The organism is Qipengyuania sp. S6317L1 (genome assembly GCF_023015615.1).
Taxonomy (GTDB): Bacteria; Pseudomonadota; Alphaproteobacteria; order Sphingomonadales; family Sphingomonadaceae; genus Erythrobacter.
This window is the reverse complement of the sequence record NZ_JALKAJ010000005.1, coordinates 138,215-150,257: the sequence shown is the minus strand read 5'-3', so window position 1 is coordinate 150,257 and position 12,043 is coordinate 138,215. Positions and strand designations below refer to the sequence as shown.

Sequence of the window (12,043 nt, the reverse complement as noted above, 5' to 3'; positions counted from 1 at the left end):
ATTGCGCCTAGCGCGCGAGGCGCAATGGCAGACAGTTCGCCCGATACAGCAACCCTGATCCCGCTTTCTGCGGTCCCGCCCGCTATGGTCGAGCAATTGCTTGACCGTGCCTTTGGCGAAGACCGCGCGGCGCGCACCGCCTATCGCATCCGCGAAGGCATGGATTGGCTTGATGCTCTCTCATTTGCCGCGCTCGATAGCGAAGATATGCTGGTCGGCACGATCCAGTGCTATCCCATTGGCCTGCTTCCAAGGAAAACCGGCAAGGACGAAGCGCGCCGCGTGCCCCTCGTCATGGTTGGGCCTGTAGCCGTGGTGCCGGAACGCCAAAGCGAAGGTTTTGGCCAAGGGTTGATGGCGGCGATGCTGGATGCCGAGGCGCGCATGGCTGGCGAAGGCTCGCCCGTCTTTCCCCAGGTGTTGATCGGGGATGAGGCATATTATGGGCGCTGGGGCTTTAGCGCGGCGGCAACCGGCGGCTGGCAATGCCCTGGCCCTTACGATCAGGCGCGCCTTCTTGCGCGTGGCCCTGCCCTGTCGCAAATGCCGGCCGAGGGCATATTGGGGCCTTGGGAAGTTTGAAACCTCTTCACTAAGACCCGCGTATCTGGCATCGAATTGCCTGATATGCCTTATGAACCCCCACCCTATCTCGCCGAACTCTCCCTCGCGCAAATCGCGCAAGCTGTGGCACAGCGCAAACTTCCGCCGGTTGAACAATGGGACCCCCAATCGAGTGGTGACAGCTTCATGCGCATTGCCGAGGATGGGACATGGTATCACAAGGGCGACCCCATTCGCCGTCAGGCGATGGTGCGCGCTTTTGCCGGGCTGTTGACCCGCGACGACGAAGGCCAGCACTGGCTTGTCACCCCGTTTGAAAAACAATCCATCGAGGTCGAGGACGCCCCTTTCATTGCGGTCGACTGCGTGTCCAAGGACGGCGATCTCGCCTTTCGCATCAACACCGATGAACTCGTTGTCGCCGGGCCCGACAATCCCTTGCGCGTGGCAGGCGATCCGGAAACGCCGTCGATCTATCTGCACGTTCGGCGCGGGTGCGAGGCGCGTTTGAACCGCTCGACCTATACCCAGTTGGCCGAAATCGCGATCGAGACCGGCGGTGATGACTGGATTGTCTCAAGCCAGGGCGCGCTGTTTTCACTGTTGGAATAGGTTTTGGACCTTTATCAGAAACTCAGCGGCCTCTTTGAAGAGGGTCATGCCAAGGACCTGTCCGATCAGCTTCTGAACGATGCCAATCTGGCAAGTGGTGATGTGCACACACCGGCCGCTGTCCTGATTGCTGTCACCGACCGGCCTGAGCCCGGCATCATCCTGACCCAGCGTCCGCGCGATATGCGCGATCACCCGGGGCAGGTCGCCTTTCCCGGCGGCAAATGCGATCCGGGCGAAGATGCCGTGACCGCTGCCCTTCGCGAAGCCGAGGAAGAGCTTGCCCTGCCCCGCGATTGCGCCCGCGTTATCGGCGCAAGCGATCTTTACACCACCGGCACGGGGTTCGATGTGACCCCGGTGCTCGCCGTGGTGCCGCCCGACCTGCCGCTCGTCCCCAACCCCGGCGAGGTCGAAGCATGGTTTGAACCTCCCCTGTCGCTGCTGCTCGATTCCGACAATTGGACGATGCAGGAGATTTTCTGGAAGGGGAAAATGCGTCGCTACCTCGAAATGGACTATGAGGGTTTTCGCATTTGGGGGGTCACTGCGGCTATCATTGCCAACCTTGCACGGCGCATTGATTGGGCATGACAAATATACCATTGCGCTCGTCATGAGCTTGTCCAAGTCCGGTTTTTCTGTTTAGCGACATGGCGCTGTGAACAACGCACTCCACTCTGCCGATTGGCCCCGACGCGAAGGCCTTGCACTCCTGACCAGGGCGTTGGGCGCGGAGAATATCCGCTGGGTCGGCGGCGCGGTGCGAGACACACTTCTGGGCGCGGATGTGCACGATATAGACTGCGCCACCACGCTCACGCCCGATGTCGTGATCGACAAATGCGCGAGCGCCGGCATCCGCACCGTCCCCACCGGCATTGACCACGGCACCGTGACCGCCGTGCTCGAAGACGGGGTGGTAGAGGTGACCACCTTGCGCCTCGACGTTGCCACCGATGGCAGGCGCGCCACGGTTGCATTCGCCACCGACTGGCAGGACGATGCCGCCCGGCGCGATTTCACCATCAACGCGCTTTATGCCCACCCCGACACGCTGGAGATCAGCGACTATTTCGGCGGGCTCGAAGACCTTGAGGCGCGCCGCGTGCGCTTTATCGGTGACGCGCGCGAACGCATCGCCGAAGACCACCTGCGGATCCTGCGATATTACCGCTTTCAGGCGCGCTTTGGCGCGATGCTCGATGGCGAAGCGGAAGAGGCCTGCGCAGACATGGCAGCCACTCTCAAGGGGCTCAGCCGAGAGCGGGTGGCTGATGAACTGCTGCGCCTCCTCGCCCTGCCCGCGCCCGGTGCGACCGTCGCGCGCATGTTTGAACGCGGCGTCCTTCGTATCATTGTACCAGAGGCCTGCGCTGCGCACATCAAGGCGCTGCAAACCCTTCTCGCGCATGAGGCCGATCAGGGCGTCGCGCCCGATCCGGTGCGTCGCCTCGCCGCACTCCTGCCCCCCTCGCCCGACGTCGCCGAAGGGGTCGCAGCGCGGCTGAGGTTGTCCAGGGCGCAGCGCGCGCGTCTGGTATCGGCCGCCGAGAGGCTGGCCGCCGATAGCGAAAATGCCAAGGCGCTCGCCTACCGGATAGGCGAGCCTTTCGCGGTGGACCGCCTGCTTCTTTTGGGCGCAGATACGGCGGTGCTCACCGATTGGACACCGCCCATCTTCCCGCTGAAAGGCGGTGAGATTGTCGCGCGCGGCGTTGCCGCCGGACCGCAGGTTGCGCGCATCCTTCAAGCGACCGAACGCCAATGGGTGGAAGAGGGTTTCCCGCCCCAATCGAGAGTTGTCGAGATCCTCGACACCCTCCTCAATCAAGCCTGACGCTTACGTTAAGGCGAGCTTCACGAGCGATAGACTACAAAGATGAGCAGGTGACCGGGTTGTAACGCACGCCCTCACCTCTTAGGGAACCTCCTCGCAATCGAGGCATTGATTCAAGGTGCGCGCCTCAATGCAGTTGATCTGCACGTCTGCGCCAAACGCGCGATGTGCATTGAACGATTTGGCACGCACTGTCGAACGCCGCGGTGGTGGCCCCTCTGGACTGGAAGAAATTGGAGACATTTGAGATATGAAGTTTGCAAAGATGGCCCTTCTCGCCACTGTTTTCGCAGCAACCCCTATGGCTGCAAACGCACAAGACACCGGCGCCACTGTTTATGGCAATGACGATGCTGCGGTCGGTACCGTGGAAAGCAACGATGGCACCACTGTTGTCGTCAACACCGGCAAGCACCAAGCCCCGCTGCCCGCCAATCTTCTGGCTGAGCGCGAAGGCAAGTGGACCGTAAATGCGACCAAGGCACAGATCGACGGCATGATGGACCAGCAGGTTGCACAAGCCGAAGCGGCAGCCCAAGCACAAGCCGCAGCAGAAGCGGAAGCGGCTGCGAAACTCGACGCGGCAATCGCGGTCGGCACCCCTGTCATCACCGCCGATGCCCAGCCGCTGGGCACGATCAGCGAGCTGATGGATGCCAACGTGGTCGTCGAAAACGACGAAGTGGGCCTTGTGACGCTGCCTCGCAACTTCTTTGCACTTGATGCAAACGACGCGCTTGTTGCTCGCGCGAACCTGGCTGACATCATGGCAGCCGTTCAAGGCGGCTAAGCCACGACAATACTGCAAGTCCCTCTTGCGAGAGGGTCTTCATAGGGCCGCGGTCACCGGGGATGGTGGCCGCGGCTTTTGTTTGGGTGGTGGAGGCCGTCTAGCAAGGGAGTCGAAGACGGGCAGAGCCCACCCGCGCCCGGATGGGCGTGCGAAAGGCTAGAATCTATTGTCCTTCGGGAAACCTTGTGGCGGGAGCCGCCCTGCCGCGCCGCGCGCGACTTTCCATTGCCAGATTTCGTTTTCGGTCCGGGTGCGCTCACCCGATCCGCCCATCTGCCAGCTCAGCCCATCTTCCAGCTTGAAGGTGGTCGCATCCGACAGACCGCCATCGCGATAGCGTTGCAGCATCACACCCTGCCCGCGCGCCATCACCGGCATTTCTTCCATGTTGAAGACGATAAGCTTGCGGTTTTCCCCTACAGCCGCGACGTGATCGTGGCCCTCGGGAATTTCATGGATGACTTGCAGCTTGGCGCTCCCTTTGAGGTTCACCACCTGCTTGCCCTTCTTCGTCTCCGCGATCAGCTCCTTGGTTTCGGCGATAAAGCCCTTGCCGTTAGAGGATGCGAGCAGCAGGCGACCACCGGGTTTGTGCACCATCATTGCGGCAATGCTGGTTTCCGCTGGCAGGTCGATCATGGTGCGCACTGGCTCCCCGAACCCGCGTGCGCCGGGGAGCTTGTCGCACCCTAGCGTGTAGAACCGCCCGTCACTCCCTGCGATCAGCAGCTTGTCCGTCGTCTGCGCGTGGAGAATGAAAGCGAGCGCGTCGCCCTCCTTGTATTTGAACTCCTGACCCAGATCGACGTGGCCCTTGGCCGCTCTGATCCAGCCTTTATGGCTCAAGATCACGGTCACCGGCTCTTTCTCGATCATTGCGTCCATCGAAAACTCGACCGCAGGCGCTGCTTCCTCGATCCGCGTGCGGCGCGCACCCAGTGCAGTGTCCTCGGCGTAATCCTTGCGGATTGCACGAAGGTCTTTCTTGAGGCGCGTGCGTTGGCGAGCGGGGCTTTCGAGAAGCTTGGTGAGTTCATCCTGCTCTTTGAGAAGAGTGTCCTTCTCGGTGCGCAGTTCCATTTCCTCAAGCTTGCGCAAAGAGCGCAGGCGCATGTTGAGGATCGCTTCGGCCTGACGGTCGGTGAGCTTGAACTCGGCCATCATCACCTGCTTGGGCTCATCCTCGTAACGAATGATCTCGATCACGCGATCAAGGTTGAGGAAGGCGGTGATGTAGCCTTCGACCAATTCCAGGCGCCGCGCGATCTGGTCCAGGCGGTGCTGTGTGCGGCGTTGCAAGATCTCAATCTGCGCCGCGGTCCAGTTCTGAAGCAGCTCTTTCAGTCCCATCACCATCGGTGTGCGGGTCGCATCGAGCACGTTCATGTTGAGCCCGAAGCGCGTCTCCATGTCCGTCAGCTTGAAAATGCTTTCCTTGAGAAGCTCAGGATCGACGTTGCGGGTCCTCGGGACCAGCACGATGCGGATGCTCTCGTCACTTTCATCGCGCACATCGTCGAGGATGGGGAGCTTCTTGTCGGCAATGGCTTGCGCGATCTGTTCGATCAGCTTGCCCTTTTGCACCTGATAGGGGATTTCGGTGATGACAAGCTGCCATTGCCCCCCGCCAAGACGTTCGATGCCGAGTTTCTGATCCTCGGCGCTCTCGGCCTCTGGCGCGTGGAAAACACCGCGCAGGCGGAAGCTGCCGCGACCCGTGCGATAGGCCTCCGAAATCACATTGGCGCTGTCCACCAATTGCCCGCCGGTTGCAAAGTCGGGCCCCTGCATCATCTCCATCAAACGCTCATGCTCGACATGCGGGTTGTCGATGAGCTCAAGCGTTGCATCAATCACCTCGGCAACGTTGTGACTGGGGATGTTGGTCGCCATGCCCACCGCAATCCCGCTTGCCCCATTGGCAAGAAGATTGGGGAAGAGGCCCGGCATCAACTCCGGCTCTTCTTCCTCGCCATTATAGGTCGGGATGAAGTCGACGGTCCCTGCATCCAGCCCTTCCATCAACTGGATTGCGGTCTTGGTCAGGCGCGCTTCGGTGTAGCGATAGGCGGCGGCATTATCGCCGTCGATATTGCCAAAATTGCCCTGCCCCTCGACCAGCGGATAGCGCAGCGAGAAATCCTGAGCCAAGCGAACCATCGCGTCATACGCGGCAGTATCGCCGTGAGGGTGGTATTTACCGATCACCTCACCCACGACGCGGGCAGATTTCTTGAAAGTGCTGTCGGGCGACAATTTCAGCTGGCGCATGGTCCAGAGAAGGCGCCTGTGAACCGGCTTCAACCCGTCGCGAAGGTCGGGCAACGAACGCGCAGTGATCGTCGAAAGCGCATAGACAAGATACCGCTCCGACAGGGCGGCATCGAAAGGCGCATCGACAATCGTGTCGAACGGATCTTTGTCGTCACCAGAAGCGACAGGGGTCGTGGGGTCAGCCATGACCCACGTTTAGCAAGCCGAGGGGCCTACGGGGAGAGGCATTTCCACAGGGAAAAGCGCAAATTGGCCCCCTTAAAGAGCGGTGGCGGACCGGTTGCAGTTTTCGATCCGGGCAGCGCCCTTTGTCCCGGTCTCATATTCCAGCGCAATTTGCATTGAAATCATCTGCCCACACAGGCCCGCCTCCAGATCGCCGCGCGACAGAGCCTGGCGCATCCAGAACCGCGCATCATCCACCGATCGCGGCGCGCTCCACCCCTGCTCTGCGGCAAGGGCCAGTTGCGCAAAGGCATCGGGATAGCCCGCATTGGCCGCCACCTCGCAATGCGGCACTGCATCGGTAAACCGCTGTTCACGAACGAAGATGTTGCACAATTGCTGATCGGCATCGCTGCGCCCGACTTGCGCCATCTTCTCAAGCGCGTCGATGAACTCCTCGGCCTCATCGGGCACAGCATAGAAAAGGCCGTAATAGGCATAGGCATATCCAGCCTCAGCCGCGAGGCGTTGCTGGCGCACGCCTTCGACATATTCGGGTGTTCCGGTATGCTGCGCTGCGCCAATCAGAACCCGCGAATAATGCCCCCTCGCCTTGGCGTAATCCTGCTCGGCGGCGGCTTTATAAAGTTCAAGCGAGCGCGCCTTGTCCCCTTCATCCCGAGCATTGACGCGCAGGAAATAGGCAAGCTCAAGCTGTCCGTAGGGCGTTCCATAAGACGCCGCTTTTTCCAGGGTTGTGCGGGCAGCGGCAAGGTCCTTTGCAACGCCAAGCCCGAAATGCTGCATATAACCAAGGATATAGGTCGCGAGCGGATCGCGATTGGCGACCAACGCCTCGATATCGGCAACGCTGCGCTCGGCCAGAACGCGCATGATCAGGATCGGTTCGTCAATCCGGCCAAGCTCCTCAAGCGAAAGGTCAATCGGGCGAAGTTCTGGCTGAGTGCTCGTCGAAGCGCCCCCAAGCGATGGGCTGTCATCGAAGACCGCAGGCTCCAGCGTAAAGAATGTGTTTGGCGACAGCGAGTTGTAGGTGAATGGCACTTGCATCGGCCAGAACCCTTCGGTGCGCTGCAAGACACCGTCGCGAATGGCGTTGAACACGATGCTCACATCCATGCGCGGAACGGTCACTTTTTCGGCAACCTCGACCGCAAACGGGCTCACATTTTCCGGCGGCGGCGCGGAATCGTAGGCGGGCACACCGCGTCCGGTTGAATAGAGAACCCCGACGCGCGCACCGGGTTCGAAATCGAACTCGCGCATGCCCCCTGATGCCGCCTGACGGGTCGCGGGCTCAATGATGACAGGCGCAGGCGCGCTTCTTGTGACAGCGCCGCCATTTGCGCCGGTCGGGGTAATCTCTCCGCCGGTGCGGCACGCATCGAGCATGAAGATGGTCGTGCCCTCGTTATAAAGCCGCTCTGCCAGACCCTCGAATTCGATGAATGTCTGATCGATCGTATCGAAGCTTGCCTCAAGGCTCGCATCGACCGGGACAAGGTAATTGCGCCGGCTATATTCGAACCCGTGGCCGGCGAAGTAAAACACGACAATATCCGCATCACCGATGGAATTGCTGAAATCGCGGATCGTATCGCGCATCTCGCGCCAATCGCCGTTTTCAAGGCTGGTGACTTCAAAACCGATGGCGTCGAGCGATCTGCCGACGAGCGCGATATCGTTGGCCGGGTTGGGAAGCGTGGTCCACGACTTGCCCTCACCGCGTTGTTCATATTCGGAATTGCCGATGAGAAGCGCGTATTTTCCTTGTGCATTCGCGGCGGCAGGGAAAATGGCAAAAACGGCGAGCGCTGCACAAACGGCCCAGGTCTTGATCTGACTCAGCATGGGGTCAGCCTAACACGGTTTTCAAGCCGAGAGGAGCCAGCGCGTTTGCATACCTTAAAGCATACCAAAAAGGGCGCACCGGCCGATTGGGGGGAGAAGCCGATGCGCCCTTGGGGCGACTGCTAACTTGGGGGGAGTTAGCGGGGTTTCACGCGATGATGCCCGAGCTTGCGGGGAGAATAGCGTAGGCAAAAAGCGTGGTGCTGGTGATGATGGACAAGGCGAGAGCGAAGAGATTGTTTGTGCGGGTCATGATGTGGGTCCTTGAAGGAGTGGCGCTTTCCTCGGACCGGCCAGCTTAGGCGAGAAGCTGTGGGCTGGCAGGGAGGATAGCGTAAGAGAAAAGGGCAGCTGAAACGACGAGGCTGAAGGCTGCGGCGATGACGTTGTTGGCGGCGATGGTCATTTTGAAATTCCTTAAAAGTTGGGTTGGTGTGTCGGTTCGGATCAAGCGAAAGCAGCGGGGCTTGCTGGCACGATTGCGTAAGCGAAGAGGCTTGCTGAAATCACGATCGAGAAAGCGGCTGCGGCGAAGTTGTGTGCGATGTTGGTCATGGTTCGTATCTCCGTTTGAAAAGGTTACTTAAACTGTTTGCGGGTTGTTTCCGCTGCATGCCAACTGCTTTGCACCTCCCGTGCCAAACTCGAAAAACGGTGGAATTCTGCGGTTTTCGCGCCCCGGCAATTCCTTTGCATTTCGTGACAATCCTGAACATTGGTTCATATTCCCAACTGTTGGGATCGCCGTTTCTGGACTCTTTCGCGAAGTTTGGAACGAACCGGCGGCTCATCTCTTTCCAAGGGTGAAGACACAAAACAAAAGGAGCATCTGAGACATGAAAAGCATTCTCATCATCGCAACCAACGGATTTGAACAATCAGAGCTGGAACAGCCCAAGAAGTTGCTCGAGGAAGCCGGAGCAAAGACGCTCGTCGCAAGCCTTGAGAACGGCACGATCAAGGGCTGGGAAAACGGCGACTGGGGCAACAGCGTGCAGGTCGAGGCGACTGTCGACAATGTAAGCGCTGACGATTTCGACGCGCTTCTTCTTCCCGGCGGTCAAATGAACCCCGACATTCTGCGTATGAACGATACGGTCATTGATCTGATCAAAGCCTTCGACAAGCAAGGCAAGCCGATTGCCGCGATCTGTCACGCACCATGGCTGCTGATCGAAGCGGGCTTGGTCGATGGCAGGGTTGTCACCGCATGGCCGTCAGTGCGCACCGATTTGAAGAACGCCGGCGGCGAAGTGATTGATCGCGAAGTTGCGGTCGATGGTCATCTCATCACCAGCCGTAACCCCGACGATATCCCCGCCTTTACCGAGGCGCTGATCGACGCGGTCGAGATTTCGGCCGACCAAGTGCCCGAAAACGTATGATCGCGCACAAGATATCCCCGAAGACCCCGCCGCGCTGCAACAGCGTCGCGGGGTTTTTCGCGTCTGGGTTCCGCGCGCCCTAGAGCCCGCGCACCCTAGAGCCCGCGCGCCTTAGAGCCCGCGTGCGTCGTGGCTTTCGCCCGGGACAGTCACGGTGAGCCCGTCGAGCTCATCGGTCAGGTCGATCTGGCAGGAAAGGCGCGATGTGCGCCGCGCCCCTGCGGCAAAATCGAGCATGTCCTCTTCCTCTTCGGACGCCTCGGGCAGTTTATCGAACCATTCGGCGGCCACGATCACATGACAGGTCGAGCACGCCATTTGCCCCTCGCACGTCCCCTCTAGCGGGAGGCCCGCTGCCTGTCCCACCTTGAGCAGATTGTCGCCCGCCTCACCATCAGCGGTATTGGCATTCCCCTTGGGGTCGATGAAATTCACTGTGATGGTCATGAGATTACCCCCAAAGCTCCTGATCTTTTGCCGCCTCGAGAATGGCCTTGGCTGCCTCGTCGATCTGGTCAAGCGTGGTGTAGCGCCCCCACCCGAGCCGGATCGAGCTTTTCGCTTGTTCATCGCTTAGCCCGATGGCCTTGAGCACGTGGCTGGGCCGACCAGAGCCGCTCGCGCACGCGCTTCCGGCGGAGAACATGACGCTGCGGCAATCCGACATGAGGCGCGCCACATCGAGGCCGTCGCGCCTGATATTCATATTGCCATACCAGCGCGATGCGTCGCTTCCGTTGAGGGTCCAGCCGTCAAAATGTTCGCGTGCTCTGGTCCACAGCGCCTCTGCGTGGGCGGCGTCCTCTTCCATGCGTTCTCTGGCAAGTTTGGCCGCTGCGCCAAAACCGGCAATGAGCGCAGGCGACAAAGTGCCGGAGCGAAGGCCGTGTTCCTGCCCGCCGCCGGTCTGCACCTCGCGAAGCTTTACCCCGTCGCGCACCCACAAAGCGCCAACGCCCTTGGGACCGTTCAGCTTATGCGCCGACACGGCGAGCATATCCGCGCCCGCAACCGGCATCTTCCCGTAAGCCTGAACCGCATCGATCAGGAACAGCGCGTTTTCCTGCTTTGCGCGTTCGTGCCAGTCGCGCGTGGGCTGGATCGTGCCGATCTCATTGTTCACCTGCATCACCGCGAACAGGCGCACAGCGCCGTCGATATCCTGCTCCGGATCACAGATCCCGTCGCTATCGACGCGGAGCACCTTGTGCGGACCAGCATCCTTCGCGGTATCACCCACCGCCGAGTGCTCGATTGCGGAGAAGGCAACGCTGCCTTTCCCACCCGTCCCGCGAATGGCGAGGTTCAGCGCCTCGGTCGCGCCGCTCGTGAAAATCACTGTGCCGCCCGCCGGGAACAGCGCCGCCACATGATCGCGCGCCGCCTCGACCGCAGCGGCTGCCTGACGGCCAAGCTTGTGCGGTGAGTGCGGATTGCCGAACCCCGAGCCATCGGGCCCGTCGAGCCAGCGGATCATCGCATCGCGCGCTTCGGGCGCAAGCGGCGTGGTGGCCTGGTTGTCGAGATAGATCATGTGAGAGACTTCCAAGCTTCGATGAAACGGTCCAGATCCGCCGTGGTCGTGTTCCAGCCAAGGCTCACGCGAATGGTGCGTGCGGCGACCTCATCGCTCACCCCAAAAGCATCGAGCACACGGCTCTTTTTAAGCGTCCCCGAAGAACACGCGCTGCCAGCCGATACGGCTATCCCCATCGCATCGAGGCGAATGAGGAGAGCTTGCGCGCTCATAGTGGGGTGTGCGAGGGCGAAGATGTAGTCGGTTTGATCGCCAAAGGTCAGTTTGGCCTCGCCAAGTGCGCTCGCAAATCCGGAGCGCTCCTCTGCAGTGGTCGCCCACTCGCCCGCCTCAAGCGCGCTCGCAAAGCCTAGCGCGCCGGGCATATTCTCGGTCCCCTGACGATAGCCGCGCTCGTGGCCTCCTGTGGGCTCAAGCAGGTTCCAGTCGCGCACCAGAAGCGCGCCAATCCCGATGGGGCCGCCCAGCTTGTGCGCGGAGACGACCAGCATATCGGCCTTGGGTAGTTTCAGCTTGCCCGCCGACTGCGAGCAATCGGAAAGCAGGACTGCACCCGTTGGCCCCAGAGCTTCCGCCATCGCCCCAACGGGATTGATTACACCGGTCTCAGAATTGACGTGCTGAACCGCAAGGATAGTCGACGCATCGAACGTGCTTTCATCGCTCGAAATCTCCGCATCAGGCGCAGCGCGAAAGACCGCATCATGCTCAACCGCGCTGACGATTCGGCGCGTGGCCTTGGCTCGGTTAAGAGCAATCCACAGGGCCTCGCTCGCGCCGGAGGTGAAGATCACCTCGCCGTCCCATTCGCATGCCGCCTTGATCCGGGCGCGCGCGTCTTCGAGCGCGTTCTTGGCCTTGCGCCCTTCGCCATGCGGGCTCGACGGGTTGGCCCACAGCGCAAAGCCCTCCTCCATCGCGGCCTTCGCCTCAGGGCGCAGCGGGGTTGTGGCGGCGTGATCAAGATACACTCGGTCGGTCAATGATAGCCCTTATTGAGA

Annotated in this window: 14 protein-coding genes; 6 read left to right on the top strand and 8 right to left on the bottom strand. The window is 60.7% G+C overall.

Going from position 1 to position 12,043, the window contains the following annotated elements; genetic code table 11:
* Window positions 1-24: 24 nt before the first annotated feature.
* The 5 genes from MWU38_RS12335 (at window position 25) to MWU38_RS12315 (ending at window position 3,806) form a co-directional block, all read left to right on the top strand.
* On the top strand, window positions 25-582 hold the full coding sequence (locus MWU38_RS12335; protein ID WP_247272115.1) for an N-acetyltransferase: 558 nt from the start codon (window positions 25-27) through the stop codon (window positions 580-582).
* Window positions 583-627: 45 nt separating this feature from the next.
* Complete coding sequence (locus MWU38_RS12330) at window positions 628-1,176, top strand: DUF1285 domain-containing protein (protein ID WP_247272114.1); 549 nt, start codon at window positions 628-630, stop codon at window positions 1,174-1,176.
* A 3-nt stretch (window positions 1,177-1,179) separates the two neighbouring features.
* Entirely contained in the window at window positions 1,180-1,770 is a 591-nt protein-coding gene (locus MWU38_RS12325) for a CoA pyrophosphatase (protein WP_247272113.1), read from the top strand.
* Between the two features lie 67 nt (window positions 1,771-1,837).
* Window positions 1,838-3,016: a CCA tRNA nucleotidyltransferase gene (locus MWU38_RS12320; protein ID WP_247272112.1), complete on the top strand. Its 1,179-nt coding sequence runs from the start codon at window positions 1,838-1,840 to the stop codon at window positions 3,014-3,016.
* A gap of 250 nt (window positions 3,017-3,266) precedes the next feature.
* Complete coding sequence (locus MWU38_RS12315; protein ID WP_247272111.1) at window positions 3,267-3,806, top strand: hypothetical protein; 540 nt, start codon at window positions 3,267-3,269, stop codon at window positions 3,804-3,806.
* Window positions 3,807-3,965: 159 nt separating this feature from the next.
* On the opposite strand, the gene parC is transcribed toward MWU38_RS12315, so the two are convergent.
* The 5 genes from parC to MWU38_RS12290 all read right to left on the bottom strand — a co-directional run bounded on the left by parC (window position 3,966) and on the right by MWU38_RS12290 (window position 8,675).
* A complete protein-coding gene (gene parC / locus MWU38_RS12310) occupies window positions 3,966-6,269 on the bottom strand; it encodes a DNA topoisomerase IV subunit A (protein WP_247272110.1) in 2,304 nt (767 codons plus the stop codon).
* A 72-nt stretch (window positions 6,270-6,341) separates the two neighbouring features.
* The gene (locus MWU38_RS12305; RefSeq protein WP_247272109.1) at window positions 6,342-8,120 is read right to left on the bottom strand and encodes a caspase family protein; all 1,779 of its coding nucleotides are present in this window, start codon (window positions 8,118-8,120) and stop codon (window positions 6,342-6,344) included.
* 148 nt (window positions 8,121-8,268) lie between these two features.
* Window positions 8,269-8,373, bottom strand: coding sequence for an enoyl-CoA hydratase (locus tag MWU38_RS12300; RefSeq protein WP_247272108.1), 105 nt, complete (start codon window positions 8,371-8,373; stop codon window positions 8,269-8,271).
* A 45-nt stretch (window positions 8,374-8,418) separates the two neighbouring features.
* Window positions 8,419-8,526 carry an enoyl-CoA hydratase gene (locus MWU38_RS12295; RefSeq protein WP_247272107.1) on the bottom strand — a complete coding sequence of 36 codons (108 nt, stop codon included), beginning with the start codon at window positions 8,524-8,526 and terminating at the stop codon, window positions 8,419-8,421.
* Window positions 8,527-8,567: 41 nt separating this feature from the next.
* Complete coding sequence (locus MWU38_RS12290) at window positions 8,568-8,675, bottom strand: enoyl-CoA hydratase (protein ID WP_247272106.1); 108 nt, start codon at window positions 8,673-8,675, stop codon at window positions 8,568-8,570.
* A 281-nt stretch (window positions 8,676-8,956) separates the two neighbouring features.
* Between MWU38_RS12290 and MWU38_RS12285 the strand changes: the two genes are divergently transcribed.
* Window positions 8,957-9,505, top strand: coding sequence for a type 1 glutamine amidotransferase domain-containing protein (locus tag MWU38_RS12285; RefSeq protein WP_247272105.1), 549 nt, complete (start codon window positions 8,957-8,959; stop codon window positions 9,503-9,505).
* Between the two features lie 111 nt (window positions 9,506-9,616).
* Here MWU38_RS12285 and MWU38_RS12280 read toward each other — a convergent pair whose 3' ends face one another.
* The 3 genes from MWU38_RS12280 to MWU38_RS12270 are packed head-to-tail and all read right to left on the bottom strand — an operon-like array spanning window position 9,617 to window position 12,025.
* Complete coding sequence (locus tag MWU38_RS12280; protein WP_247272104.1) at window positions 9,617-9,952, bottom strand: 2Fe-2S iron-sulfur cluster-binding protein; 336 nt, start codon at window positions 9,950-9,952, stop codon at window positions 9,617-9,619.
* Window positions 9,953-9,956: 4 nt separating this feature from the next.
* Complete coding sequence (locus MWU38_RS12275; RefSeq protein ID WP_247272103.1) at window positions 9,957-11,039, bottom strand: cysteine desulfurase family protein; 1,083 nt, start codon at window positions 11,037-11,039, stop codon at window positions 9,957-9,959.
* Window positions 11,036-12,025: an aminotransferase class V-fold PLP-dependent enzyme gene (locus MWU38_RS12270; protein WP_281494671.1), complete on the bottom strand. Its 990-nt coding sequence runs from the start codon at window positions 12,023-12,025 to the stop codon at window positions 11,036-11,038. Before MWU38_RS12270 ends, MWU38_RS12275 begins: the two co-directional genes overlap by 4 nt.
* Between the last annotated feature and the right edge of the window lie 18 nt (window positions 12,026-12,043).